This window comes from Acidovorax sp. Root402, from assembly GCF_001425125.1.
Lineage (GTDB): Bacteria > Pseudomonadota > Gammaproteobacteria > Burkholderiales > Burkholderiaceae_C > Acidovorax > Acidovorax delafieldii.
The window spans coordinates 980,208-1,006,790 of sequence record NZ_LMDQ01000014.1 but is presented as its reverse complement, the minus strand read 5'-3'; the positions used below and the strand labels follow the sequence as shown (position 1 = coordinate 1,006,790).

The window sequence follows — 26,583 nt, the reverse complement described above, 5'->3', positions numbered from 1 at the left end:
GTATTTTTACAACGACAGGAGACAAGGAATGACTGATTTGCGAATCCAACGCCGGGGTGTATTGCTCGGCGCGGCGGCTGCAGGCCTGGGCCTGGCCAGCAGCAACAGCTGGGCCCAAAGCACCTGGCCCAGCAAGCCCGTGACGGTGGTGGTGCCGTTCCCCGCCGGTGGCGGCACCGATGCGTTTGCCCGGCCGCTGGCTGCGCAGTTTTCCAAAAGCACGGGCAAGACGCTGGTGATCGACAACCGGGGTGGCGCCGGGGGCACGCTGGGTGCCAGCATTGCGTCCAAGGCGGCGCCCGATGGCTACACGCTGTTCATGGGCGCCGTGCACCACGCGATTGCCCCTGCGATGTACCCCAAGCTCGACTACGACATCGAGAAAGACTTCATTCCCCTGGCGCTGCTGGCCAACGTGCCCCAGGTGCTGGTGGTCAATCCCAAGACGCCGTCCACCAACTTCAAGCAGTTTCTGGACTACATCAAGCGCAACCCTGCCAAGCTCAACTACGGTTCGGCCGGAGCAGGCACCTCGCACCATCTGGCGGGCGAGCTGTTCAAGCAGCAGACAGGCACCTTCATCACCCACATCCCCTACCGGGGCGCGGGCCCCGCGCTGCAGGATCTCATTGGCGGCAACGTGGACATGATGTTCGACGGCCTGGGCTCGTCAGCCAATCACATCAAGAGCGGCCGTATCAAGGCGCTGATGGTGTCCGGCGCCAAGCGCAACCCCGCATTCCCCGACGTACCCTGCGCCTCCGAAGTGGGCCTGCCCGACTACACCGTGACCACCTGGTACGGCCTGTGGGCACCCAAAGGCACACCGGCCGACGTGCAGGCCCGCATCGTGGACGAGATCAAGCGCCTGGGCACCGCCGATGAACTCAAGGCCGTGTGGGCCAGCAACGGCGCGGACTACGGCGGCATGACGCAGCAGCAGTTTGGCGCGTTTGTGAGCAGTGAGGTCAAGCGCTGGGCGGCGGTGGTGAAGGCGTCTGGCGCAAAGCTGGACTAACCCCCAAGGAGAACGCCATCCGTGGCCTGGCAAAGCCAGTTCCACGGTGGCGCTGGCGATGGCATGGCGGGGTGAGAAGGTCGTGGGCGGTATGTGAAGGAAATGGATACCAGGATGTCGGGTGAAGTGTTGATGAATGCTGGGGAGGGCGGGGTGGTGCATGTCACCCTGCGCCACACCGGGCGGCTGAATGCCATGTCGCGGCCCATGTGGCGGCAGTTGCGTGCGGTGTTTGAAGACGTGCAGCGCTCGGCCGATGCGCGCTGTGTGCTCATCGCGGGCGAGGGCGGGGCGTTCTGTGCGGGCGGAGACATTTCAGAGTACCCCGGCTTCCGTTTTGACGCGGCCGCGCTGCGCGACTTTCATGAAAACGACGTGTGGGGCGGGCTCAATGCCATGCTCCAGTGCGACGTGCCCATCGTGGCCCAGATCAGCGGCGCCTGCATGGGCGCCGGCGTGGAGATTGCCAGCTGCTGCGACATCCGGGTGGCGGGCAATGGCGCGCGTTTTGGCGCGCCGATTGCCAAGCTGGGCTTTCCGATGGCCCCGCGCGAGGCGCAGCTGGTGGCGGGTGCAGTGGGCGACGTGACCGCACGCCAGATGCTGCTGGAGGCCGCCACCTTCAGCGCCCCCGACATGCTGGCACGCGGCTTTTTGAGCCGCGTGGTGGCCGACGACATGGTGGCCACCGAAGCCCTGGGCAGTGCCCAGCGCATTGCCGCGCTGGCGCCCCAGGCCGCCCGCATGAACAAACAGACGTTTCGGGCGCTGAAAGCGCCTGTAGCGCTACAGAATCATGCCTTGTCTGCTATTGAAAACATAGTAAATGGCCCTGCCGACCCCTATGCCTACGCCGCCAGCGCCGAGCACCGCGAAGGGATCTCTGCCTTTCTGGACAAGCGCGCGCCGGTGTTCTGACCGGCGCCTCCGTCCCCGCTTTCTCCCATTCAGTCAGTCCCAACCTCTCAACCCAGCCACCCAGCCCATTGAAGTCTGAGCCATGAGCCAATACAACCTCTTCAGCGCCCTGCGCGCCGCTTTTCCGTCCGACCTGGACAGCACTGCCGTCGAAACCACGGCGGCAGACGGCACCCCGCTGTTCTACACCTGGCGCGATCTGGACCGCGCCAGCGCCCGCATCGCCAACCTGCTTGCGTCGCTCAAGCTGCCCGAAGGCAGCCGCGTGGCCGTGCAGGTCGAAAAGTCGGTCGAAGCCATGGCGCTGTACCTGGCCACGCTGCGTGCGGGCTACGTCTTTTTGCCGCTCAACACCGCCTACCAAAGCGCCGAGATCGAATACTTCATCGGCAACGCCGAGCCGGCCGTGGTGGTGTGCTCGCCCGGCAACTTTGGCTGGGTCAGCAAGATTGCCTTCACCCTGGGCACGCAGCATGTCTTCACCCTGGGTGACGACCGTACCGGCAGCCTGCTGGAGCGTGCAGCGCACCACGGCGACGAGCACCAGACCGTGTCCCGCAGTGCCGACGACCTGGCCGCCATCCTGTACACCAGCGGCACCACGGGCCGCAGCAAGGGCGCCATGCTCACGCACGGCAACATGCTCAGCAATGCCGTCATGCTCAAGGACTACTGGGGCTGGAAGAAGGGGGACGTGCTCATCCACGCGCTGCCCATCTTCCACGTGCACGGCCTGTTCGTCGCCATCCATGGCGCGCTCATCAACGGCAGCAAGATGATCTGGATGGCCAAGTTCGACCCCAAGGCCGTCATCGCCGCCATGCCCCGCGCCACCGTTTTCATGGGCGTGCCCACACTGTACGTGCGCATGCTGGCCGAGGCTGGCTTGAACAAACAGGCCGTCAAGAACATGCGCCTGTTCATCGCAGGCTCTGCACCGCTGCTCATCGAAACCTTCAAGGAATGGCAGCAACGCACCGGCCACACCATCCTGGAGCGCTACGGCATGAGCGAAACCATCATGCTCACCAGCAACCCCTACAGCGCCGACCAGCGCTACAAGGGCCAGGACGAACGCCGTGGCGGCACCGTGGGCTTTCCTCTGCCGGGTGTGAGCCTGCGCGTGCAGGGCGATGATGGCAAAGACCTGCCCATGGGCGAGATCGGCGGCATCCAGGTCAAGGGCCCCAACGTGTTCAAGGGCTACTGGCGCATGCCCGAAAAGACCGCCGAAGAGTTCACGAAGGATGGCTACTTCAAGACCGGCGACGTGGGCAAGGTGGACGAGCGCGGCTACGTGCACATCGTGGGCCGCAGCAAAGACCTGATCATCAGCGGCGGCTACAACGTCTACCCCGCAGAGATCGAGGGCTACATCAACGACATGCCCGGCGTGGCCGAAAGCGCCCTGGTCGGCGTGCCACACCCTGACTTTGGCGAAGTGGGCGTGGCCGTGGTCATTGCCAAGCCCGGTGCCCGCCTGGACGCCGATGCCATCGTGGCCCAGCTCAAGTCGCAGTTGGCCAACTTCAAGATCCCCAAGAAGTGTTTTGTGGTGTCTGAGCTGCCGCGCAACACCATGGGCAAGGTGCAAAAGAACCTGCTGCGGGATCAGTACAAAGGGTTGTTCGCCTGAGGCAGACCCGCGAGTGGAGGCCTTCGCACTGGCAAAAATAGTGTGAACAGGCCCTAGCCCGCTGCAGAGGCCTGGGGGTTGCAGAAAATGCAGGGCGTGGCGGCTGGCGCCGCGGCGCCCTCGGCATGGTTGCAGCAGTGTTCCAGCCACCCCGCCACCAGCCGGTACACCGACAAATTGGTGCGTGCCGTGGGCGCGCACAGGTAGTAGCCGAGCGGGCTGTCAAAGCGGTCTTTCAGGGGCTCTACCAGAGTGCCTGCCTGCAATTCGTCTTCCACCAGGCAGGTGGGCACGATGCCAACGCCAAAGCCTGAAACCGCTGCGCGGATGATGAGTGAATACAGATTGAAGCCCGGTCCGAACCGGCTGGCGCTGGTGTCCAGGCCGTGGGCTTCCATCCAGTCCTGCCAGGCCAAAGGCACCTCAATGTGCTGCAGCAGCGTGGCGCGCATCAGGTCTTGCGGGGTGTTCAGGGGCAGGGCGGCCTGCAGTTGCGGGCTGCACACGATGCTGGTTTCCTTGCCAATCAGGTAGCGCGCATTGGCGCTGGGCCAGTTGCCGTAGCCGTACTGGATGGCAGCGTCGAACTCGTGCGGCGTCGCAAAGTCGTGCGCGTGCTGGTAACGCACAAAGTTCAGCGACACCTGCGGCAGCGTGCGCTTGAAGTGGCCCAGGCGCGGAAACAGCCACTGCGCAGCAAACGTGGGCGGCACCGACAGGTTGAGCGAGCCGCCATCGCCCCCGTAAGACATGAGCTGTGCCGTGGCGGATTCCAGCGCGGCCATGGCCGGGCGGGTGGCGTTGAGGTAGGTGGCCCCCGCCTCGGTCAGCTCCAGCCCGGTGGCTTTGCGGATGAACAGCTTCTGGCCCAGGTAGTCCTCCAGCGCCGCAATGTGGCGGCTGATGGCGCTTTGCGTCACGCACAGCTCGCGCGCGGCCATGGTGAAGGCCTGGTGCTTGGCGGCGGAATGAAAGGCGTTCAGCTCAGAGATGGTGGGGCACAGGCGGCGCATAGATGTGACCTAGGGGGTATGAGTAGGACTCATGGGATGGTGAGATTTTAGGCGTTGCGGATAAGGGCAATTGGCCCGATAAATGCGTCCTGTGACAGCAACGTGTCAAGCGCCACACTCTGTAGATGCTGCAATGCACCAGATGGATGCTTGATGGTCTTCATGGCCCCCTGAAAAAGCAGGCCATGAGTAATTTTGAAGCCATCGCGCCCACTTTGACGAATCTCATGACCTCTTTGTTGATTGAAAACAGCCGTGTGCTGGATGTCCACGCACTCACACTGCGCACCGGCCTGTCCGTTCTGGTGCAGGACGGCCGCATTGCGGCGGTAGGCACCGACCTGCAGGTGCCAGAAGGGACCACCACGCTCGACGCCAAGGGCATGACCCTGATGCCCGGCCTGATCGACTGCCACGTGCATGTGGTGGCGTCTTCGTTCAACCTGGGTGCCGTGGCCAAGATGCCCAACGTGTTCACCATGATGCGCTCGCTGCCCATCATGAAGGGCATGCTGGAGCGGGGCTTTACCACCGTGCGTGATGCGGGCGGCGCCGACTGGTCGCTGGCCGAGGCGGTGCGCACGGGGCTCGTGCAGGGGCCGCGCATCTTCCCTGCGGGCAAGGCGCTGTCGCAAACCGGCGGGCATGCGGATTTCCGCCAGCGCAACGATGACCTGGATGTGTGTTCGTGCGCCTACAAGCTCGGCAACATCGGCCGCGTGGTCGATGGTGTGGATGCTTGCCGCCTGGCGGTGCGTGAAGAAATTCTGAAGGGCGCCACGCAGATCAAGGTGATGGCTTCGGGCGGCGTGGCCTCGCCCAACGACCCGATTGGCAACCTGGGCTATTCCGAAGCCGAGCTGCACGCCATTGTGGAAGAGGCATCCAATGCCAACACCTATGTCATGGCCCATGCCTACACGCCCCGCGCCATCGCCCGCGCCGTGCGCTGCGGCGTGCGCACCATCGAGCACGGCAATCTGGTGGATGTGCCGACGGCAGAGTTCATGGCCGAGATGGGGGCTTTCATGGTGCCCACGCTCATCACCTATGAGGGCCTGGCCAATGAGGGCGAGCGTTATGGCCTGCCTGCGGTGTCGATTGCCAAGATCGATTCGGTGCGGGGTCAGGGCAAGCAGGCCATCGAGATCCTGGCCAAGGCGGGCGTGAAGATGGGCCTGGGCAGCGACTTGCTGGCCGAGACGCATTACCTGCAGTCCGACGAGTTGCGCTTGCGCGCGGAGATTCTGGGCAATGGCCCGGTGCTGCAGCAGGCCACGCTGATTGGCGCGGAGATTCTGGGCCAGCAAGGCCAGTTGGGCGAAGTCACGGCCGGTGCCATTGCCGACATCTTGCTGGTCGATGGCAACCCGCTGACCGACATCACCTGCCTGCTGAACCAGGGCGAGCGCATTCGCGCCATCGCCAAGGACGGCGTGTGGGTCAAGAACACCCTTTGAGTCCCTTTCATCCCCTTACCCCCATCACACCCCCTACCGGAGATCACCATGCAACGTAGAAATTTCGTCAAGCTCGGCGGCGCCGCAGCGGCTCTGCAGTTCCTTCCCTCCATCGGTTTCAGCCAGCAAGGTGAGGTGTTCCGCATTGGCTCGCTCACGCCCATCACCGGCGCAGGCAGCCCCTACGGGCCGGGCATGCAGCAGGCCATCCGCCTGGCAGTGGATGAGGTCAATGCCGCGGGCGGCGCGGGTGGACGCAAGCTCGAACTCTTCACCGAAGATGACCAGACCAAGCCCGACGCGGCCGTGCTGGCCGCCAAGAAGCTGATCGAAGTGAACAAGGTGCAGGCGGTGCTGGGCACCTGGGCCTCGGGCGTGACGCTGGCAGTGATGCCGCTGACCGACGCGGCAGGCATCATCCAGATGAACGTGTCGGGCGCGCCCGCCATTTCCACGCTGGACACCAAGGACCTGGTGTGGCGCTTTCAGGCCACCAACGACCGCTTTGGCGCGGCCTTTGCCGAGATCTGCACCAAGCGCGGCTTCAAGCGCCCGGCCACGATGGCGTTCAACAACGCATCCGGCCTGGGCAACGTGGAAGGCTTCACCAAGGCCTGGGAGAAACGCGGCGGCAAGGTGGCAGCCCATGTCACCTACGAACCCAGCCGCCCCAGCTACCGCAGCGAGCTGCAGAAGATTCTGGCCGCCAAGCCGGATGTGATCGTGATGGGCTCGTACCTGCCCGACACCACCATCATCCTGCGCGAGTGGTTCCAGGCCGGCGCCGACACCAAGTGGATCATCCCCGGCTGGGCGGCCAACCCCGACCTGGTGAAGGCCCTGGGCGCAGAGGTGTGCGAGGGCATTATTTCGGTGGACACGGTGTCCAACGAAAAGAGCGCTTCCTATGCCCAGTTTGACGCGGCCTTCACCAAGGCCACGGGAAAGGCGGCCTCCACCAACATTTACGCCGCCATGGCGTACGACATGGTGATCTCGCTGGCGCTGGCCATGGAGGCCGCGGGCCCCAAGGCCACGGTAGAGCAGATCAACGCCAAGATGCGCGATGTCTCCAACGCCCCCGGCACGGCTGTGTTCACCTTTGCCGAAGGCAAGGCGCAACTGGCCAAAAAGGCCAAGGTGAACTACGAAGGCGCATCGAGCAAGCTGGACTTTGACAAGGCGGGTGATGTGACGCCGGACTTTGGCGTGTTCATCATCGAAAAGGGCCAGCTGGTGCGGCGCGACGTGGTGTCCATCACGATGTGATGGACCGCGCCCGGTGCGCCTGCCAGGTGCAGGCCCCGGGCATTTTTTTGCGGCGCACAGCGCAGATGTGCACGGGATGACGGAATGACGCAATGACCTGGATCGACTTTGTAAACCTGCTGATCAACGGATTGATCGAAGGCCTGGTGGTGGCACTGCCTGCCCTGGCCATGACCCTGGTGATGGGCGTCAACCGCTTTCCCAACGCAGCCACGGGCGACATGCTCACCACCGGCGCCTACGCTGCCGTGGCGGTGCAGCTGCTGGGGGGCTGGCCGTTGTGGGCGGCGGCGCTCATCAGCATGGTGGTCACGGCTGTGGTGTCGGCGGGCTCGTACACGCTGATCTTTCGCAAGCTGGCCGGGCGGCCCATGGTGTCGTCCATGCTCGCGGCCATTGGCCTCGGGTTTTTGCTGCGCAGCCTGATCGGTTTTTTTGCCGGGCATGACCAGCGCACGTTTGACCTGCCCCTGGTGCGCGCCTGGAACTTGGGCGGCATTCGCGTGTTGCCCACCGACCTGGCCATTGCCGCCGTGGCGGCAGCGTGTTTGCTGGTGGTGTTTGTGCTGATCTACCGCACCAGCTTTGGCCGCCAGCTGCGCGCCGTGGCCGACAGTGCGGACCTGGCGCGGGCCAGCGGCATCCGTGCCAGTGGGTTGATGCTGAGCCTTTGGTTGCTGGTGGGGGCCTTGTCCTCGCTGGGCGGCGTACTGCTGGGCATGAAGGCTGTGGTCAGCCCCGAGATGGGGTGGGAGAGCCTGATCCCCGCGTTTGCCGCCATGGTGCTGGGCGGCATCGGTAGCCCGGTGGGCGCGGTGCTGGGTGCGCTGCTGCTGTGTGTGGCGCAAGAGCTGGCGGTGCCACTGATGGGGCCGTCGTACAAGCTGGTGCTGTCGTTTGTGGTGTTGGCCCTGGTGCTGCTGGTGCGCCCGGCGGGCATCATGGGCCGCGTGCAGCTGGTGCGGTAAGGAGTTCGACCGATGATTGCTTACCTGTGTGCCATTGGCATCGTTGCGCTGATCTATTGCCTGCTGGCGCTGGGCCTGAACCTGCAGTTCGGCCTGACCCGGCTGGTCAATTTTGGCGTCGTGGCGTTCTTTGCCGTGGGCGCCTACACCTCGGGCCTGCTGGCGCTGCAAGGCGTGCCGCTGGTGCTGTGTTGTGTGGCGGCGGCTGTGCTCTCGGGCTTGCTGGCGCTGCCCATTGGGCTGCTGTCGCTGCGACTGCGCGATGACTACCTGGCCATCGTGACGCTGGGTTTTTCGGAGGCGGTGCGCATCTCCATCCAGCAAGAGAGCTGGCTGACCAAGGGCGTGCAGGGCTTGCCCGGCTTGCCCAAGCTGTTTGCGTCCTGGGGCAGCGGTGTGTCGGACATGGCGATTTTTGCCACGCTGCTGGCCGTGGTTGCTGTGGTGGCCTGGGGCACGGTGCGCCTGGCGGCCAGCCCGTTTGGGCGGCTGCTCAAGGCCATTGGCGACGATGAGCCCGCGTTGTCGGCCCTGGGCAAGGACCCTGCCTGGTTCAAGGTGCAGGTGTTCATGCTGGGGGCGGCGCTGGCGGGCGTGGCGGGGGCGTTCTATGCGCACTTCATCACCTTCATCACGCCAGAGCAGTTTATCCCGCTCATCACGTTTTATGTGTGGATGGGACTGGTGATGGGCGGCTCGGGCACGGTGCGCGGCGCGGTGTTTGGCTCGCTGCTGCTCATGGTGTTTCTGGAGGGCTCGCGCTTTGCCAAGGACTGGGTGCCGGGCGTGTCAGAAGTTGGCATGGCCAGCCTGCGTTTGGCTGCGGTGGGCCTGGCGCTGATTCTGGTCACCCTGTACAAGCCCAACGGCCTGTTTGGAGGCAAAAACCAATGACCGCAACAACGATGCTGAAGGTGGAGGCCGTCACGCGGCAATTCGGGGGCTTCAAGGCGGTGGACGGTGTGTCGCTGCAATTGAACGCAGGTGAGATTCTGGGCATAGCAGGCACCAACGGTGCGGGCAAAAGCACATTGTTTGCGGCCATTGCCGGGCAGCAGCCAGCGGATGCAGGGCAGATCCAGTTTGAGGGGCAGGACATCACCCGCATGCCCCCCTACCGCCGCGCGCGGCTGGGGCTGGTGCGCACCTTTCAGATTCCGCGCGAGTTCAAGAGCCTCACGGTGCACGAGAACCTGATGGCGGCTGCCGCCAACCCGCAAGGGGAGCGGCTGGTGAATGCCTTCTTCCAGACGCGCAGTCTGCGCGAGCACGAGGCGCAGTTGTCTGCCAAGGCGGACCGCATCCTCCAGTTTTTGAACCTGGCGCGGGTGCGCGATGTGAAGGCGGGGGGCTTGTCGGGCGGGCAGAAGAAGCTGGTGGAGCTGGGCCGGGTGCTGATGCTCGACCCGCGCTGCATCTTGCTGGACGAGCCGTTTGCCGGGGTGAACCCGGTGCTGATCGAAGAGATTTGTGACCGCGTGCGCGAGCTGAACGGGCAGGGCATTGCGTTCGTCGTGATCGAGCACCACCTGCAGGCGCTCAAGTCGCTGTCCAACCGCATGATCGTGATGGACCGGGGCTCCATCCTGGCCGAGGGCGACCCGCACACGGTGCTGGACGACCCGCGTGTGCAGGAAGCCTACATGGGAGGGGTGGTATGAGCGGCGCAGACAACTTGCTGCAGATCGCGCAATTGCGCGGCGGGTATTCCGAGGTGGACATCATCCACGGCATTGACCTGGCCGTGGCGCCGGGCGAGATCGTGACCATTGCAGGCACCAACGGCGCGGGCAAATCCACGCTGGTGAAGGCGCTGCTGGGCCTGCTGCCACGGGTGGCGGGCACCATCCACCTGGGTGGGCGCGACATCACGGCCTTGTCGGCCGAAGACCGCTTTGACGCAGGGCTGGCCTACGTGCCGCAGGTGGCCAATGTGTTCCCGTCGCTCACCGTGCGCGAGAACCTGTTGGTGGTGCGCGGCGTGGCAAACATCAAGCGCCGCATGGACGAGGTGCTGGCCGACTTTCCGGCGCTGGTGGAACGTTTGCCTCAGCCCGCCAGCAACCTCTCGGGCGGCGAGCGCCAGCAGCTCGCCTTTGCGCGGGCCCTCATGCCATCGCCGCGCATCATGGTGCTGGACGAACCCACGGCAGCGCTGGCGCCCTCGCTGGTCGGCAAGGTGTTTGACATGGTGCAGAAGCTGCCCGCCGCAGGCGTGGCGGTGCTGATGGTGGAGCAGCGCGCGCGCCAGGCGCTGCAGATCAGCCAGCAGGGCTACATCCTGGACCAGGGGCGCTGCGTGCTGCAGGGCCCGGCGCAGGGGCTGCTGGCCGATGAGCGCATGGCGCAGCTTTACCTGGGCAACCACTGAGCCACAGGGCACCCAGCCCTCAATGAAGAACACCGAGGAGGCTGCACGCCTGCTCGGTGTTTTGCTATATATTCAATAGCTACTGGCGCATGTTGTACTAGCGCTAGCAGCTGTTTTGATGCTTAGCGAAGCACCAGCACCGGGATATGCGAATGCGTCAGCACATGCTGCGTTTCGCTGCCCAGCAGCAGGCGCTTGAGGCCCTTGCGGCCGTGCGATGCCATCACGATCAGGTCGCACTTGTGCTTCTTGGCGGCTGCAATCACGGCTTCGGCCACCAGGTCGGACTTGGCGACCACGGCCTTCACGGTCACGCCCTGTGCGCCGCCTTGGGCTTTCACGCCATCGACCATGGCCTGTGCGGCATCGCCCCACTGGGTTTCGATGCGTTTGACGTCGTTCATGTCCACCGGCATGCCGCCTTCAAAGTAGCTGCGGGGGTAGCGGGGCACCACCTTGAGGGCGACCACGGTGGCGCCGGTCAGTGCGGCCAGGGACAGGCCATGTTCCACCGCTTTGTCCGACAGAGGGGATCCGTCTGTAGCGATCAGGATGCGTTTGTACATAAAAGGGTTCCTCAAAGTGATGGAACAAGCTTAGGATGAATCATGTTCCGGGGCTTGATCCAGGTCAATGTAGTTGTCATGCCCCACAGATAGGCTTGAACCATGTCCATGTTTCAACCCGGTGCGCCGGCTTCTTCTGCGGTGCATCCTTCTGACTGCGTGGCAGATCCGTTGCCGCCGCAGCGGGTAGAGCTGCTGGATGACCCCCAGGAATGGCTGGCGTTCGGCCGACCCTGCACCCCTGCCGGTAGCCCCTTGCCAGGTGGCGCCACCGACCCTGCAACAGCCGACGGTGCAGCCACCGCATGGGACTCCCATGTGGTGCTGGAGGGCATGCACTGCGCGGCCTGTGCCCTCATGATCGAAGACGCCCTGCGGGCCGTGCCCGGCGTGTTGCAAGCCGATGTGAGCGCCGCTACGCGCCGGGCCCGCGTGGTGTGGCAGCCTGGCCGGGTATTGCCGTCGCAGTGGATGGAGGCCGTGCGCCACGCGGGTTACCGTGCCATGCCCGCCATGGATGCGTTTGCGCGCGACCAGCGCCTGCGCGAGAGCCGCCGTGCGCTGTGGCGCTGGCTGGTGGCGGGCTTTTGCATGATGCAGGTGATGATGTACGCGTGGCCCGCCTACGTGGCACAGCCGGGCGACCTGTCGGGCGAGATGGAGCAGCTGTTGCGCTGGGCCTCCTGGGTCATCACGCTGCCCATGGTGGTCTTTTCCTGTGGTCCGTTTTTTACCAGCGCGCTGCGAGACATTCGCCTGCTCCGCGTCAGCATGGACCTGCCTGTGGCGTTGGGCATGGCCATCACGTTCGTGGTCAGCACCGCTGGCACTTTTGACCCTGCAGGCATCTTTGGCAAGGAGGTGTATTACGACTCCTTGACCATGTTCGTGTTCTTCCTGCTCACCGGCCGCTGGCTGGAGCTGCGCCTGCGGGATCGCACGGCGGGTGCGCTGGAGGCCGTGATGAACCGCCTGCCCGACGGTGTGGAGCGGCGCGCAGCGGATGGCAGCTTCACCCGCGTGGCCACGCGGCGCATTGTGGTGGGGGACACCATCCGTGTGCTGCCCGGCGAGGCGTTTCCCGCCGACGGCCGCATCACGGCAGGCAGCACTTACGCCGATGAGGCTCTGCTTACGGGCGAATCCACACCCGTTGCACGCCCTGTTGGCAGCGCCGTGACGGCGGGCAGTTACAACCTGCAGGCGCCGGTCGAGGTGCTGGTGGAAGGCACGGGTGGGCAAACCCGCTTTGCGCAGATCGTGGCACTGATGGAGAGCGCATCGCTGCAGAAGCCACGGCTGGCGCAGCTGGCGGACCGCATTGCGCGGCCTTTCCTGGTCGCCGTGTTGCTGGCGGCGGCGCTGGCGGTTGCCTACTGGTGGCCGTCGGACCCCGGGCATGCGCTGATGGTGGGGGTGGCCGTGCTCATCGTCACCTGCCCGTGCGCGTTGTCGCTGGCCACCCCGGTGGCCATGCTCACGGCGGCAGGCACGCTGGCGCGCCACGGCGTGCTGGTGCGCAATCTGCAGGGGCTGGAGGCGTTGGCCCAGGTGGACACCATGGTGTTTGACAAGACCGGTACGCTGACCCGCGACGGCATGGCGCTGCAAGCGGTGCATCCTGCGGGCAGTTGCAGCGCAGAAGAGGCGCTGGACTTGGCCGCAGCGCTCGCGCGCCAGTCCATGCACCCGGCTTCGCGGGCGTTGGCTGCGGCGGCTTCAGTACAACAGCTGCCGGTTGGGCGTTGGAAGGTGAAGGGTCTGCAAGAGGACGCAGGGCAGGGGCTGACCGCTACGGTGGAGGACGCTACCGGGGCAGTAGCTGCTCGCACGATCCGCTTGGGCTCAGCCCGCCACGCGGGTGTTGCCAACGATGCCGCCGGTGCTGCGCTGCAAGTCGTGCTCTCTGAACAAGCGGCAGATGGAGCCCTGAACGAGTTGGCCCGCTTCGATCTGGTGGAGGATCTGCGGGCCGAGGCGTCGGCCGTGGTGCAGACTTTGCAGCAGGACGGTGTGGCCGTGCAACTGCTGTCGGGTGACCGCCGGGGTGCGGTGGAGCGGGTGGCCACGCAGGCGGGCATTGCCCAGGCCGAGGGCGAGTGCACTCCGCAGGGCAAGCTGGCCGCGCTGCAGGCACTGCAGTCGCAAGGACACCACGTGGCCATGGTGGGCGATGGCCTCAATGACGGCCCGGTGCTTGCGGGGGCCCATGTCTCTTTTGCCTTCGGCCGCGCAGTGCCACTGGCGCAGTCCCGGGCGGACTTTGTGGTGCTGGGCGACAGCCTGGTGCTGGTGCCGCAGACGGTGCTGCTGGCACGCCGCACCCTGCGCGTGGTGCGCCAGAACCTGTGGTGGGCCGCCGCCTACAACGCGCTGTGTGTGCCGCTGGCGGTGCTGGGCTGGATGCCCGCCTGGCTGGCCGGGCTGGGCATGGCGCTGAGTTCGCTGCTGGTGGTGCTCAACGCAGCGCGCCTGGCGCGCGACCTGCCTTCCTTGTCTGGCTCGCACAGTAGTGCGCCATTGCCCACGGTGGCGTTGCCTGCACGCCCCGACCCCATGGCTGGCAGCGCGCCGCAGCCGCCCCTTGATCTTTCCAAGAACCCGCTGGAGCTTGTCTGATGGACATCCTTTATTTGCTGATTCCTCTGTCTGTGATGCTGGTGCTCCTGATTCTGGGAGGCCTGTGGTGGGCCGTGTACCACGGCCAGTTCGAGAGCGTCGAACAAGAGGGGGAGCGCATTCTCCGAGACGGTTGACTTGTGTCAATGCCCGATAGCCGCGACTGCAACAAACTCTTACTGCAATACAAAGAGGTGCCCGATGGATTTTCCAAAAACAAATGCTGCGCACTACAACGATACGGTAGTGCGGCAGTTCTCTATCCTGGCCGTGGTGGTGGGGGTGGTCGGCATGCTGGTGGGCGTCATCATCGCCGCCCAGTTGGCCTGGCCAGAACTCAACTTTGGCATTCCGTGGCTGAGTTATGGCCGCTTGCGACCTTTGCACACCAATGCGGTGATCTTTGGTTTTGGCGGCAGCGCGCTGTTTGCTACCAGCTACTACGTGGTGCAGCGCACCTGCCAGGTCCGGCTTTTTGCTGGCCCACTGGCCGCATTCACCTTCTGGGGCTGGGTGCTGGTCATTGCGGCAGCGGTCGTCAGCCTGCCCATGGGCTACACCCAGGGCAAGGAATACGCTGAACTTGAATGGCCCATTGACATCCTGATCACGCTGGTCTGGGTGTCCTATGCCATCGTGTTCTTCGGAACCATTGGCACCCGCAAGGTCAAGCACATCTATGTGGCCAACTGGTTCTTTGGTGCCTTCATCCTGGCCGTGGCTCTGCTGCACCTGGTGAACAGCGCAGCCATCCCTGCGGGCATGATGAAGAGCTACTCGGCCTATGCTGGCGTGCAGGACGCCATGGTGCAATGGTGGTACGGCCACAATGCGGTGGGCTTCTTCCTGACCGCAGGCTTCCTGGGCATGATGTACTACTTCATCCCCAAGCAGGCGGGCCGTCCGGTGTACAGCTACCGCCTGTCGATCGTCCACTTCTGGGCGCTGATCTTCACCTACATGTGGGCCGGCCCACACCACCTGCACTACACCGCGCTGCCCGACTGGACGCAATCGGTGGGTATGGTGTTCTCGCTCATCCTGCTGGCCCCCAGCTGGGGCGGCATGATCAACGGCATCATGACCCTGTCGGGTGCATGGCACAAGCTGCGTGACGACCCCATCCTGCGCTTCCTGATTGTGTCGCTGTCGTTCTACGGCATGTCCACGTTCGAGGGCCCGATGATGTCCATCAAGACCGTCAATGCCCTGAGCCACTACACCGACTGGACCATTGGCCACGTGCACTCCGGCGCCTTGGGCTGGGTGGGGCTGATCTCGATGGGTTCGCTGTACTACCTGGTGCCCCGCCTGTTCGGCAAGGACAAGATGCACTCCGTCAAGGCGATCGAGCTGCATTTCTGGATGGCCACCATCGGCATCGTGCTGTACATCGCCGCCATGTGGATTGCCGGCGTGATGCAGGGCCTGATGTGGCGCGCGATCAACCCCGACGGCACGCTGACCTATACCTTCGTGGAAAGCGTGAAGGCCACCTATCCCTTCTATGTGATCCGTGTGGCGGGTGGCTTGCTGTACCTGGGCGGCATGCTGGTCATGGCCTGGAACGTGTGGCTGACTGCCATTTCGGGCCGTTCGGTCAAGGTGGCCATTCCTGCTGTGAACGCGGCCCACGCTTGAGTTCGAAGGAGATCATTCATGTCCAACAACAACACATCTGCTTCGACCGGTTTCTCCCATGAAAAGGTGGAGACCAACAACTTTCTGATGATCGTGCTCATCCTGATCGTGATCGCCATTGGTGGTCTGGTCGAGATCGTGCCCCTGTTCTTCCAGAAGTCCACGACCGAGGCCGTCAAGGGCGTGGAGCCCTACAACGCCCTGCAGCTGGCGGGCCGCGACGTCTACATCCGCGAGGGTTGCTACAACTGCCATTCGCAGATGATCCGCCCCTTCCGCGCCGAGACGCTGCGCTACGGGCACTACTCGGTGGCGGGCGAGTTTGTGTATGACCATCCCTTCCAGTGGGGCAGCAAGCGCACGGGGCCTGACCTGCACCGCGTGGGTGGCAAGTACAGCGACGAATGGCATCGCATCCACCTGAACAACCCCCGCGATGTGGTGCCCGAGTCCAACATGCCCGCGTACCCCTGGCTCGAAAAGAACCAGGTGGACCCTGCAGTGATGGCTCCCCGCATGAAGGCCCTGCGCACCGTAGGCGTGCCTTACACCGACGAGCAGATCACTGCTGCGGCGGGCGAGGTCAAGGGCAAGACGGAGCAGGACGCGCTCATCGCCTACCTGCAAGTCATGGGCCGTGCGCTCAAGTAAGCAAAGGAGATATCCCATGGACATCACCACCATGCGCATCGTCGCCACCCTGGCATCGATGGCCTGCTTCATTGGCATCTGGGTCTGGGCCTACCGAGGCCGCAACAAGGCCCGGTTCGACGAGGCAGCCCAGCTGCCTTTCGAGACAGATTGACCTTCACCAGAACGAGAACACCCCATGAGTGACTTCACCAGCAATTTCTGGTCGGTCTTTGTGACCACGCTGACCCTGGTCGGCATCATCGCCTGCGGCATCCTGCTTTGGATGGCAGGCCGCAAGAAGGTGGTTGCCACCTCCGACAACACCACCGGCCACGTCTGGGACGAGGACCTGGTTGAAATGAACAACCCCCTGCCGCGCTGGTGGGTGTGGCTGTTCGTCATCACCATCGTCTTTGGCCTGGGCTACCTGGCTGCCTACCCAGGTCTGGGCAGCTTTACCGGCAAGCTCAACTGGACGCAAAAGGGGGAGTACGAAGCCGAAATGGCCAAGGCCAAGACGGAGCTGGAGCCCCTGTATGCCCGCTTTGTATCCATGAAGCCCGAAGACGTGGCCAAGGACCCGCAGGCCCATGCCATTGGTGAGCGCTTGTTCATGAACAACTGCGCGCAGTGCCACGGCTCGGATGCACGCGGCAGCAAGGGCTTCCCGAACCTGACGGACAACGACTGGCTGCATGGCGGCACACCCGAAAAGATCCGCGAGACGCTGGAGAAGGGCCGCATCGGCAACATGCCCCCCATGGCAGCGGCCGTGGGCACCCCAGAAGACGTGCGCAACCTGTCGCACTACGTGTTGAGCCTGTCGGGTAGCCCGCACGACTCGCTACGTGCATCGCTGGGCAAGTCCAAATTTGCGGCTTGCGCGGCCTGCCACGGCATGGATGGCAAGGGCAACCAGGCACTGGGTGCACCCAACCTGACCGACGACATCTGGCTGCATGGCTGGGGCGAGGCTGCCATCACGGCCATGATCAACAACGGAAAGGTCAACCAGATGCCTGCACAGGCCGAGAAGTTGACCGAGGCGCAGATCGGCGTACTCTCTGCCTATGTGTGGGGCCTGTCGAACAAGCAGGTGGCTGCACGTTGATATGTCCACCGGGCGGTGCTTGAGGCACTGCCCGGGTTTCCTTTTCAAAGTAAGCCTGTCCTCCGTTCATAAAGCGACACCATGAGCACACCCAGCGAGCCTGCTCGCAAGGTCATCCCGATTACGCCAGTCGCCGCCGATGCGTCCTCTGCGGGCGAGATCATCTCGCTGTACGAAGCGCAAAAGAAGATCTACCCGCGCTCGATCAGCGGATTGTTTGCGCGCTGGCGTTGGGGCATGGTGCTTTTGACGCAGCTGGTGTTTTACGGGCTGCCGTGGTTTGAATGGGGCCAGCGCCAGATGGTGCTGTTTGATCTCGGGGCTCGCAGGTTCTACATCTTTGGCCTGGTGCTCTATCCGCAGGATTTCATCTATCTCACCGGCCTTCTGATCATTTCGGCGCTGTCGCTGTTCCTCTTCACCGCCGTGGCAGGGCGCCTTTGGTGTGGCTTTGCCTGTCCGCAGACGGTGTACACCGAAATGTTCATGTGGATCGAGCACAAGATCGAAGGTGATCGCAGTGCCCGCCTCCGTCTGGACAACGGTCCCTGGACGTTCGAGAAGATCCGCAAAAAGTTTCTCAAGCAGGTGGTGTGGATCGCCGTGGCCCTGTGGACCGGGTTCACTTTCGTAGGGTACTTCGTGCCCATCCGCGAACTGGGCAGCGAGCTGCTGGCGTTTGAAGGCGGCTGGCAGATTTTCTGGGTGCTGTTCTACGGTTTTGCCACCTACGGCAACGCAGGCTTCATGCGCGAGCAGGTCTGCAAGTACATGTGCCCCTATGCGCGCTTTCAGAGCGCAATGTTTGATAAAGACACGCTCATCGTCACCTACGACCCTGAGCGTGGCGAGCAGCGCGGCCCGCGCAAGAAGAACATTGACTACAAGGCCCAGGGGCTTGGCGACTGCATTGACTGCTCGCTGTGTGTGCAGGTCTGTCCGGTGGGCATCGATATCCGCAAGGGCTTGCAATATGAGTGCATTGGTTGCGGGTTGTGTGTGGACGCCTGCAATACGGTGATGGACAAGATGCAGTACCCGCGTGGCCTGATCCGCTATTCCACCCAGAACGGCGTGGCCAAGCGCTGGACGCAGTCCCAGATGCTGCGTCGCGTGTTGCGTCCCCGTGTGCTGATCTACACCGCCGTGCTGGTAGCACTGTGCGTTGCCATGCTGGCCAGCCTGGTGGTGCGCACGCCGCTGAAGGTGGATGTCGTGCGTGACCGGGCCGCGCTCTCGCGCATTGTGGCGGGGGGCAAACTGGAGAATATTTACCGGCTGCAGATCATGAATGCCACGGAGGGCGAACAGCGCTACCGCATCAGTGCGCGTGGACTGGAGGGGCTGGAGGTGGCCTCCGAGGTCGAAGTGGATATTGGCGCAGCAGAGTCGCGCTGGGTGGCCGTGCGTTTGCAGATTCCGTACGGTTCCGCCACGTCGGGCTCGCATGCGGTTCAGTTTGACGTGCAGGCCGTAGGGGCAGCTGCCCACGTGACGGAAAAATCCGTGTTTCTTGTGCCGCGTTGAGCGGCATCCCGGTGGGGCCTTTCAGGGTCGCACTTTGACCGATATTGTTGAGGAGTAGAGCACCATGTCTTCAAACCCTGCCATCGCTACACCGGCAGTTCCCGTGCCCTGGTGGAAGTTCGGCCATGTGTGGCTGGTGATTGCCGGGCCTGCCATCGTGATCGTGGCTGGCTTTGTGACGCTGTGGCTGGCGATTTCTCGGCCTGACCCGGTGGTGGCCGAGGATTACTACCGCCAGGGCATTGAGATCAACAAGACCTTGGTGGCGCCGGAGAAAAGCCTGGCACCGGCCCTCAAGGCCCGCAACCATGCGGCCACCCCTGTGCAAGACCAACCACGCTGACAACCCTCCGGTCGCTGCCCCCAGCGACCCCAGGCAGCACCAGGAGACAGAACCGATATGTGGACGCAACGCCTGATGTGGATTGCATGGCCCGCCTTCTTGATGGCGGGCGTGCTGGAGATGCTGGTTTTTGCCATGGTGGACCCCCAGGACCTGCACTGGTTCGGCCAGCCCCTGGCGCTGTCACGGCAAGGGGTGTACACCCTCGCATTTTTTGTGTTTTGGGCCATCACCATGGCAACGAGCGCATTGACGACACTGCTGTCCATGTCTCCGTTCGAGGTCAACCGGTGCCCGGTGCCCGATGGGGAGCGCCCCGACGATTGCCGCAAGACATCGTCCTGCCCCTGAGCCCTTTTCGCCTGCTTGTCTGGGCATGCAATGCATGCCGTTTCGCAAGAGATGGTTGTACTTTGTGCTGAACCGACCCTCTGCGTGGAAGTGGCTCAGTGTCAGTGTCGTCAGTGGCAGGTCTGCTGGCTGTTCACAATGCGTCGCAGGGCATCGGTGTCGAGGATGCGCACATGGCGCTGTTTGACTTCCACGATCCCTTCTTCCACAAACTTGGAGAAGGTCCGGCTGACCGTTTCGAGTTTGAGGCCGAGGTAGCTGCCGATTTCTTCGCGCGTCATGCGCAACACCAGTTCCGACTGCGAGAAGCCCCGTGCATGCAGGCGCTGCACCAGGTTCAGCAAAAAGGCGGCCAGGCGTTCCTCGGCACGCATGCTGCCCAGCAGCAACATCACGCCGTGCTCGCGCACGATCTCGCGACTCATGATCTTGTGCACGTGGTGCTGCAGGGCTGTGACTTCGCGTGACAGCTCTTCAATGCGGTCGAAAGGCATGACACACACTTCAGCATCTTCAAGTGCCACCGCATCACAGGTATGGTGGTCATTGACGATGCCGTCGAGCCCGATGATCTCGCCCGCCATCTGAAAGCCCGTGACCTGGTCGCGACCGTCTTCCGTGGCCACGCAGGTCTTGAAGAACCCGGTGCGGATGGCATACAGGGACGTGAAGGACTCGCCATTGCGAAACAGCGTGCCTCCGCGTTTGACTTTGCGACGGACGGCAACCACCTCGTCAATGCGCTGGAGCTGCTCTTCGTTCAAGCCCACGGGCATGCACAGCTCGCGGAGGTTGCAGTTGGAGCAGGCGACTTTGATGGTGAGCGGGTTCATAGGCACATGGACTTGGGTTGTTGGTCGAGCATATCGTGCTTGCCGTACACGAACCTGAATACAGGGCGCGGGCGAGCGGCTGACCTTCATCAAATTGTCGCCGTATCGCTTGTTGGTTCACTTGATGCAGGTCAAGGACATGTCCCGGAGCCTACGGCACAGTCAAGGTGTACGCAAGGAAATTTCCCCATGACTGCTGTTTCGCCAGATCTTCTGCGCCGCTTTGACGTGCCAGGGCCCCGTTATACGTCCTATCCAACGGCCGACCGATTTGTGGAGGCCTTCGGTCAGGAAGATTATGTGCTGGCGCTGCAACAGCGCCGTTCGGGCACGCTGGCCAAGGCCATGCCGCTGTCCCTGTACGTGCACATCCCGTTTTGCGAATCCCTGTGCTACTACTGCGCCTGCAACAAGATCATCACCAAACACCATGACCGCGCCGAGGTCTACTTGCGCTACCTGAGCCGCGAGATCGACCTGCACACCGCGCACTGTGGCGTAGGACAGGTGGTGAGTCAATTGCACCTGGGCGGTGGCACGCCCACCTTCCTCTCAGATGCGGGCTTGCGGGAGCTGATGGCCATGCTCAAGCGCAGCTTCACGCTGGCGCCCGGTGGCGAATACTCGATCGAAGTGGATCCGCGCACGGTCAACTCTGAGCGTCTGGCGCTCCTGGCTGAATTGGGCTTTAACCGCCTGAGTTTTGGCGTGCAGGACTTTGATGCCGAAGTGCAAAAGGCCGTGCACCGCATTCAGCCTGCAGAGCAGGTTTTTGCACTGGTGGAGTCCGCCCGCTCGCTGGGATTTGATTCGGTGAACGTGGACCTGATCTACGGCCTGCCGCGCCAGACGCCAGAGTCTTTTGACCGCACGCTGGCGCAGGTGGCGCAGCTGCGGCCTGACCGCATTGCGTTGTATGCCTATGCACACTTGCCGGAGCGTTTCAAGCCACAGCGTCGCATCATCTCCGCCGAATTGCCCACAGGCGCGAGCAAGCTGTCCATGCTCTCGCGCTCACTCGATGCGTTCATGGACGCTGGGTATGTCTATGTGGGCATGGACCACTTTGCTCTGCCTACCGACGCACTGGCTGTGGCCAAGCGCCAGGGACGCTTGCACCGCAACTTCCAGGGCTACAGCACGCAGCCAGACTGCGACCTGATTGGGCTGGGCGTATCGGCCATCGGCCGGGTAGGGGCGACTTACAGCCAGAACTCCAAGACGCTGGACGAGTACTACGACTTCCTGGACCAAGGGCGGCTGCCTGTGGTCCGCGGGCTGGCCCTGACCCGCGACGACCTGGTGCGCCGCGCGGCCATCATGGCCCTGATGTGCCAGGGCGAGCTGCTGTTCGAGCCGATGGAGCAGGCGTGGCTGATCGATTTCCGCCAGTACTTCGCAGCAGAGTTGGCGCAGCTGGAGGGTATGCAGGAGCAGGGGTTGGTACGGGTGGGTCCGGAGGGCATTGAAGTGACCGCCACCGGGTGGTTCTTCGTGCGCGGTATCGCCATGGTTTTTGACCGTTATCTGCAGGCGGACCGCAACCGCGCCCGGTTTTCGCGCATCATCTGACACCTATGCTTGCCACTGTTGGCTGGACTGCTTTGCTCATGGGACTCGCTGGCGGGTCCCATTGCTTGGCCATGTGTTCCGCGCCGTGCGGAGCATTGGTGCGGCAGGGCGGCGCACCACAGGCGGACGGTGGTGTGGAGCAGGAGGTGCGCTGGGCGCCGCGTGGCGGTGCGCTGCAGCGCACCATGGCCTTTCACGCAGGGCGCCTGGTGGGGTATGCCAGCGCAGGTGCACTGGCGGCCTTGGCCATGGACAGTCTGGCATGGCTGACCCAGCAGACTAGCGCGCTGCGTCCCGCCTGGACACTCATGCATGTGGCGGTGATGGCCTGGGGGCTCATGATGATGGTGCAGTCGCGGCAGCCTGCGTGGGTGGAGCAGGCGGGCCGCTCCGTGTGGGCGCGTGTTCGTCCGCTGGTCGGGGCTCCGGGCGGAGTGATGGCGGCCGGGGTTCTGTGGGCCCTGATGCCTTGTGGACTGCTCTATTCGGCCCTGTTGGTCGCGGCGCTCAGCGGGGGGGCGCTGGAGGGGGCCCTCACCATGGCGCTGTTTGCAGTGGGCAGCGGGGTGTGGCTGGTGGGCGGCCCCTGGGCTTGGAGCAGCCTTCGCAACCGCCTGAATCTCGCGCGGGCGCAGTGGGGCACAAGGGCCGCAGGCGCCATGCTTTGCGCGGTAGCAGCCTGGGCGCTGTGGATGGATCTCATTTACAAGCCGTCGCTCTGGTGCCGCTGAGCGCGCGGCGCTGATCCGTCCAAATCACCCCAGTCGCCCCGGGGCTGGAAGGTGGGCGATGCCTTTGTCGCGGGGACTGGGGCGGTCCAGCCAGGCCCGCTTTCAGTCAAGTGTTGCCGGATCGCTGCGCGGCCTGTCGGTTCTTCGCCACGTCACTGGAACTGGTGATAATCTGCGTAACTATTGGTGGCATTGATGTCGCCATGTATCGTGCGCCTGACGTGAACTCATCCATCCTCATCGACATCAGCCAACTGCGTGTCGGCATGTACATCCAGCTCGACGTGGGCTGGATGCATCATCCGTTCCCGACCAGCAGTTTTCGGGTGGCGTCGTCGGAGCAGATCACCACCTTGCGGGAGCTGGGACTGACCGAGGTGCGTTACGTCCCCAAGAAGAGCGATCCTGAACTCCAGGAGCTGGTGCCGGCCGCCTGGAGCGTGCCTGAAATGACAGTGCCGCCGCCCAACGGCCTGGATGCGCCCGGGCCTGGCACGACCACTGTCGTGGACCCCGAGGCACAGCGTCGCCGCGAGCTGCTGGAAGCGCAAAACCGGGCCTTGGCTGCCTGCAACCAGCGTTTCTCGGAAGCCACGCGGCAGTACCAGTCCATGGAGCGCACGGTGTCAGAGCACCCGGACCAGGCCAGGGCCAAGGGGGAGGCACTGGTTTCGGGGTGTGTTACCGAACTGCTGGAAAACGGCGACTCCGTCATTCGGCTGCTGTCCGAGGGGGTGGGCGAGCGCAACGGATTGCATCCGATCAATGTGATGGTGATATCGCTGCTGCTGGGTCGGTCCCTGGGCATGAAAAGCGAGGAGCTGCACGATCTGGGTGTTGCCGCGTTGATCCATGACATCGGCAAGCTCAAGCTGCCGCCCAATCTGCGTCAGCCTACGCCCTCCATGATCCCCATGGAGCGCACGCGCTACGAGACCCACGTGGTGGAATCCGTGGCCTTGGCCAAACGCATGGGGTTTGCCGATGCGGTGCTGACGGCAGTGGCCCGGCACCACGAGATGTGTGACGGCAGCGGGTTTCCCCAACGCTTGAAGGGGCCTGACCTGGGGCGCATGAGCCAGGTCCTGGCACTGGTCAATCAATACGACCGGATGTGCAACCCGGCCATGGGTGTGACGGCGCTGACGCCGCATGAGGCGCTATCCGTCATCTTTGCCCAGCTCAAGGCGCGGTTTGATTCGGTGGTCCTGGGGGCTTTCATTCGCATGATGGGGGTGTACCCGCCCGGCTCCATCGTGCAGTTGGTCAACGACCGGTATGCCATCGTGGCATCGGTCAACTCGTCGCGGCCCCTGCGGCCCAAGGTCATCGTGCACGACCCGCGCGTACCGAAGGATGAAGCGCCGATACTGGATCTGGAAACCGTACCTGAACTGGGCATACGGCGCAGCCTCAAGCCCGCGCAGCTCCCGCGTGACGCGCTGGACTACCTGTCGCCTCGACAGCGGATCTGTTACTTTTTTGAGCGAGCGGTCAGTCCCGGCCCTGACGAGGCCTCGGCGTGAACGACTTGCAATCGCTCGGATGGCTGGATGGCCTGCAGGAGGCCGTGTGGCTGTTGGATGAGACAAACCAGCACATTCTGCAAGCCAACGCAGGCGCCGAGCGTCTGACAGGGCTGTCTGCCGCTGACATGCAGGGGCGGTCTGTGCTGGATCTGGCCAGCACGCCCCAGGAGCTGGCGTTCTGGTCCGAGCCGGCCGATGTGATTGCCCAAGGCGTTCCTGCCCACACCAGTTTGCTGCGTGCCGATGGCAGTCTGGTACCGGTGCAGCGTTGCGTCCGGCGAGTGCCTTGGGGGGCGAGTGGCACCAGTGTGCTGCTGCTGACCATGCTGGACCGCAGCCGCCAGGAGACCACCGAGCGCGAGTTGGAGACATTGCTCTCTGAGTTGCGTGCCACGCTGGATTCCGCTGCCGACGGCATGCTGGTGTGTGGACTGGACGGCGGTGTGCGGGCATTCAACCAGCGCCTGGCGCAACTGTGGAACCTGCCGCGCCAGCTGCTGGTAGAGCGTGACGATGCTGCGGTATACGCCTTCATGGCGGACCAGGTGGCAGACGCCCGTTTGTATGCCGAACGCTTGGCAGCCATCGACCGCGAGCCGACGCAAGAGAGCACCGACATCGTCGAGTTGCGCAATGGTGTGGTGCTGGAGATGCGCACGGTGCCGCAGTTCAGCCAGGGCCGTGCGGTGGGCCGGGTGTATTCGTTCCGGGACATCACCCGCCAGACCGAGATCCAGGCCAGCCTTCGCCTGGCCGCGCGCGTGTTCGAGTCCAGTCTGGATGCGATCTTCATCGCAGACAGCCAGCACCGCATCATGCGCATGAACCCGGGGTGTGAGCGGCTCGTGGGGCCCACGGCCAAGGGTTTTGAAGGCTGTGTGGCAGCCTCGCTTTTTGGCGGTGGCTCGGATGCCTCGTTCATGGAGCAGGTGCTGCAGGGCTGGGCGCAGGATGGCTTCTGGGAAGGCGAGTTGTGGCTGCCCCGCGACAACGGTGCGTATTGTGCTGTCCAGTTGTCCTGGGTGGCCCTGCGGGATGATGAAGGGCGGCTGGTGCAAAGCATTGGCTTCATGCGCGACCTCACACTGCAGCATGCCGCACAAAAGCGAATCGAAGAGCTGGCCTACAGCGATGCCCTCACCGGTCTGCCCAACCGCCTGCTGCTGTCTCAGCGGGTGGATACCGCCATCCAGGGAGCACGCCAGAGCGACACCGGCTTTGCGATCCTGTTTTTGGACATGGACCGATTCAAGATCATCAATGACTCTCTGGGGCACCCCTTTGGGGACCGGGTGCTGCAATTGGTGGCCGAGCGTCTGCAGACCTGTTTGCGGCAAACCGACATGCTGTGCCGCCTGGGGGGGGATGAATTTGTCATCTACCTGCACGGTGGCGACGCATCCGTTGCGGAGAGCGTGGCGCGCCGGATTCTGGACGACATGCTCAAGCCCTTCATGCTCGACAGCATGGGCTTTTCGATCCAGTGCAGCATCGGTATTGCGCTGTACCCGCAAGATGGCGCTACGCTGGACGACCTCATCAAGCAGTCCGACACCGCGATGTACCGCGTCAAGGAGCGTGGGCGCGGCAGTTATGGCTTCTACCAGCCGCAGATGAACGCCAACCTGCTTGCGCGCATGCAGATGGAACATGCGATGCGCCAAGCGCTGGGTCTGCAGCGCATGGCCGTGCACTACCAGCCTCAGGTCAATATGGCGACCGGGCGCATCACCGGCGCCGAGGCGCTTTTGCGCTGGACGGATGCAGAGTTCGGCGCCGTGTCGCCCGCAGTGTTCATTCCCTTGGCCGAAGAATCAGGTTACATCGTGACGCTGGGCGCCTGGGTGATGGAGCAAGCGGTGCGCGAGGCCGCCTTGTGGATGCACAGCGGCACGCCCATCATGATTTCCGTGAACGTGTCTGCGCTGGAGTTTCGCCAGCCCGATTTTGTGGACCGCATCACGCGCCTGCTGGCGGTGCATCAGCTGCCACCGACGTTGCTGGAGCTGGAACTGACAGAAACCATCCTGCTGCAGGACGCACAGGAGATGGAGCAGCGCCTGCGCGTGCTGGCCGACCTGGGCATTGGCCTGGCGATCGACGATTTCGGCACCGGCTATTCGAGCCTGGCCTATCTCAAGAAACTACCCATTCACAAGCTGAAGATCGACCAGTCCTTTGTGCGCGGCCTGCCCGACGACGATGGCGACCGTGCGATTGTCAGCGCCATCATCAGCATGGGCCGTGCCATGCACATCGAAGTGGTGGCCGAAGGGGTGGAGACTGAAACCCAGCAGGCGGTGCTGCAGCAAATGCAGTGCGAGCACTACCAGGGATTTTTGTGTGCACCGGGTCTGCCGGCAGACCAGTTCCGAGCCATGCTGAGCCAACCCCTGCCGCTGAAGGCCCAGGGGCGTCACCGACCGCTGAGCACCTGAAGCTCCAGCGCTCAGCGACCGGAGGCTGCGGCTCGG

Annotated in this window: 25 protein-coding genes; 22 read left to right on the top strand and 3 right to left on the bottom strand. The window is 63.7% G+C overall.

Annotation, left to right across the window (positions count from 1 at the left end; genetic code table 11):
* Window positions 1-28 precede the first annotated feature (28 nt).
* The 3 genes from ASC83_RS15760 (at window position 29) to ASC83_RS15750 (ending at window position 3,572) form a co-directional block, all read left to right on the top strand.
* The gene (locus tag ASC83_RS15760) at window positions 29-1,018 is read left to right on the top strand and encodes a tripartite tricarboxylate transporter substrate binding protein (RefSeq protein WP_056064424.1); all 990 of its coding nucleotides are present in this window, start codon (window positions 29-31) and stop codon (window positions 1,016-1,018) included.
* Between the two features lie 114 nt (window positions 1,019-1,132).
* Complete coding sequence (locus tag ASC83_RS15755; protein WP_056064421.1) at window positions 1,133-1,936, top strand: enoyl-CoA hydratase/isomerase family protein; 804 nt, start codon at window positions 1,133-1,135, stop codon at window positions 1,934-1,936.
* 82 nt (window positions 1,937-2,018) lie between these two features.
* A complete protein-coding gene (locus ASC83_RS15750) occupies window positions 2,019-3,572 on the top strand; it encodes a malonyl-CoA synthase (protein WP_056064418.1) in 1,554 nt (517 codons plus the stop codon).
* Between the two features lie 53 nt (window positions 3,573-3,625).
* On the opposite strand, the gene ASC83_RS15745 is transcribed toward ASC83_RS15750, so the two are convergent.
* Window positions 3,626-4,585, bottom strand: a complete 960-nt coding sequence (locus ASC83_RS15745) for a LysR substrate-binding domain-containing protein (RefSeq protein ID WP_056064417.1) — start codon at window positions 4,583-4,585, stop codon at window positions 3,626-3,628.
* Window positions 4,586-4,812: 227 nt separating this feature from the next.
* Between ASC83_RS15745 and ASC83_RS15740 the strand changes: the two genes are divergently transcribed.
* From ASC83_RS15740 to ASC83_RS15715, 6 genes are all read left to right on the top strand, one after another.
* A complete protein-coding gene (locus tag ASC83_RS15740; protein ID WP_056064414.1) occupies window positions 4,813-6,045 on the top strand; it encodes an amidohydrolase family protein in 1,233 nt (410 codons plus the stop codon).
* Between the two features lie 48 nt (window positions 6,046-6,093).
* A complete protein-coding gene (locus ASC83_RS15735; RefSeq protein ID WP_056064412.1) occupies window positions 6,094-7,314 on the top strand; it encodes an ABC transporter substrate-binding protein in 1,221 nt (406 codons plus the stop codon).
* Window positions 7,315-7,406: 92 nt separating this feature from the next.
* A complete protein-coding gene (locus ASC83_RS15730) occupies window positions 7,407-8,282 on the top strand; it encodes a branched-chain amino acid ABC transporter permease (protein ID WP_056064410.1) in 876 nt (291 codons plus the stop codon).
* Window positions 8,283-8,294: 12 nt separating this feature from the next.
* Window positions 8,295-9,176, top strand: coding sequence for a branched-chain amino acid ABC transporter permease (locus ASC83_RS15725; protein WP_056064407.1), 882 nt, complete (start codon window positions 8,295-8,297; stop codon window positions 9,174-9,176).
* On the top strand, window positions 9,173-9,943 hold the full coding sequence (locus ASC83_RS15720; protein ID WP_082522476.1) for an ABC transporter ATP-binding protein: 771 nt from the start codon (window positions 9,173-9,175) through the stop codon (window positions 9,941-9,943). Before ASC83_RS15725 ends, ASC83_RS15720 begins: the two co-directional genes overlap by 4 nt.
* Entirely contained in the window at window positions 9,940-10,653 is a 714-nt protein-coding gene (locus ASC83_RS15715) for an ABC transporter ATP-binding protein (protein WP_056064401.1), read from the top strand. The genes ASC83_RS15720 and ASC83_RS15715 overlap by 4 nt, the downstream gene beginning before the upstream one ends.
* Before the next feature lie 122 nt (window positions 10,654-10,775).
* Here ASC83_RS15715 and ASC83_RS15710 read toward each other — a convergent pair whose 3' ends face one another.
* Window positions 10,776-11,219 carry a universal stress protein gene (locus ASC83_RS15710; protein ID WP_056064398.1) on the bottom strand — a complete coding sequence of 148 codons (444 nt, stop codon included), beginning with the start codon at window positions 11,217-11,219 and terminating at the stop codon, window positions 10,776-10,778.
* A 108-nt stretch (window positions 11,220-11,327) separates the two neighbouring features.
* Here ASC83_RS15710 and ASC83_RS15705 point away from each other — a divergent pair, with 108 nt between their 5' ends.
* From ASC83_RS15705 to ASC83_RS15665, 9 genes are all read left to right on the top strand, one after another.
* The gene (locus ASC83_RS15705; protein WP_235509400.1) at window positions 11,328-13,838 is read left to right on the top strand and encodes a cation-translocating P-type ATPase; all 2,511 of its coding nucleotides are present in this window, start codon (window positions 11,328-11,330) and stop codon (window positions 13,836-13,838) included.
* Window positions 13,838-13,975, top strand: a complete 138-nt coding sequence (gene ccoS / locus ASC83_RS15700; protein ID WP_010460651.1) for a cbb3-type cytochrome oxidase assembly protein CcoS — start codon at window positions 13,838-13,840, stop codon at window positions 13,973-13,975. The genes ASC83_RS15705 and ccoS overlap by 1 nt, the downstream gene beginning before the upstream one ends.
* Before the next feature lie 64 nt (window positions 13,976-14,039).
* Window positions 14,040-15,479 (top strand): cytochrome-c oxidase, cbb3-type subunit I, encoded by a 1,440-nt coding sequence (gene ccoN / locus ASC83_RS15695; RefSeq protein ID WP_056064395.1) that lies wholly within the window; start codon window positions 14,040-14,042, stop codon window positions 15,477-15,479.
* 18 nt (window positions 15,480-15,497) lie between these two features.
* Window positions 15,498-16,130 carry a cytochrome-c oxidase, cbb3-type subunit II gene (gene ccoO, locus ASC83_RS15690; RefSeq protein ID WP_056064392.1) on the top strand — a complete coding sequence of 211 codons (633 nt, stop codon included), beginning with the start codon at window positions 15,498-15,500 and terminating at the stop codon, window positions 16,128-16,130.
* 16 nt (window positions 16,131-16,146) lie between these two features.
* A complete protein-coding gene (locus tag ASC83_RS15685; RefSeq protein ID WP_015014811.1) occupies window positions 16,147-16,284 on the top strand; it encodes a CcoQ/FixQ family Cbb3-type cytochrome c oxidase assembly chaperone in 138 nt (45 codons plus the stop codon).
* Window positions 16,285-16,308: 24 nt separating this feature from the next.
* Entirely contained in the window at window positions 16,309-17,223 is a 915-nt protein-coding gene (gene ccoP / locus ASC83_RS15680) for a cytochrome-c oxidase, cbb3-type subunit III (RefSeq protein ID WP_056064389.1), read from the top strand.
* Window positions 17,224-17,304: 81 nt separating this feature from the next.
* A complete protein-coding gene (gene ccoG, locus ASC83_RS15675) occupies window positions 17,305-18,750 on the top strand; it encodes a cytochrome c oxidase accessory protein CcoG (protein WP_056064386.1) in 1,446 nt (481 codons plus the stop codon).
* A 64-nt stretch (window positions 18,751-18,814) separates the two neighbouring features.
* Complete coding sequence (locus ASC83_RS15670; protein WP_056064383.1) at window positions 18,815-19,093, top strand: FixH family protein; 279 nt, start codon at window positions 18,815-18,817, stop codon at window positions 19,091-19,093.
* A gap of 57 nt (window positions 19,094-19,150) precedes the next feature.
* Window positions 19,151-19,444: a hypothetical protein gene (locus ASC83_RS15665; protein WP_056064380.1), complete on the top strand. Its 294-nt coding sequence runs from the start codon at window positions 19,151-19,153 to the stop codon at window positions 19,442-19,444.
* 110 nt (window positions 19,445-19,554) lie between these two features.
* On the opposite strand, the gene fnr is transcribed toward ASC83_RS15665, so the two are convergent.
* The gene (gene fnr / locus ASC83_RS15660; RefSeq protein WP_015014806.1) at window positions 19,555-20,277 is read right to left on the bottom strand and encodes a fumarate/nitrate reduction transcriptional regulator Fnr; all 723 of its coding nucleotides are present in this window, start codon (window positions 20,275-20,277) and stop codon (window positions 19,555-19,557) included.
* 189 nt (window positions 20,278-20,466) lie between these two features.
* On the opposite strand from fnr, the gene hemN reads away from it, so the two are divergent.
* From hemN to ASC83_RS15640, 4 genes are all read left to right on the top strand, one after another.
* Window positions 20,467-21,849: an oxygen-independent coproporphyrinogen III oxidase gene (hemN, locus tag ASC83_RS15655; protein WP_056064378.1), complete on the top strand. Its 1,383-nt coding sequence runs from the start codon at window positions 20,467-20,469 to the stop codon at window positions 21,847-21,849.
* A 5-nt stretch (window positions 21,850-21,854) separates the two neighbouring features.
* Window positions 21,855-22,580, top strand: a complete 726-nt coding sequence (locus tag ASC83_RS15650) for a sulfite exporter TauE/SafE family protein (protein ID WP_056064375.1) — start codon at window positions 21,855-21,857, stop codon at window positions 22,578-22,580.
* A 221-nt stretch (window positions 22,581-22,801) separates the two neighbouring features.
* Window positions 22,802-24,106, top strand: coding sequence for an HD-GYP domain-containing protein (locus ASC83_RS15645; protein ID WP_233250655.1), 1,305 nt, complete (start codon window positions 22,802-22,804; stop codon window positions 24,104-24,106).
* Window positions 24,103-26,547: a bifunctional diguanylate cyclase/phosphodiesterase gene (locus ASC83_RS15640; protein WP_056064368.1), complete on the top strand. Its 2,445-nt coding sequence runs from the start codon at window positions 24,103-24,105 to the stop codon at window positions 26,545-26,547. Before ASC83_RS15645 ends, ASC83_RS15640 begins: the two co-directional genes overlap by 4 nt.
* Window positions 26,548-26,583: the final 36 nt, after the last annotated feature.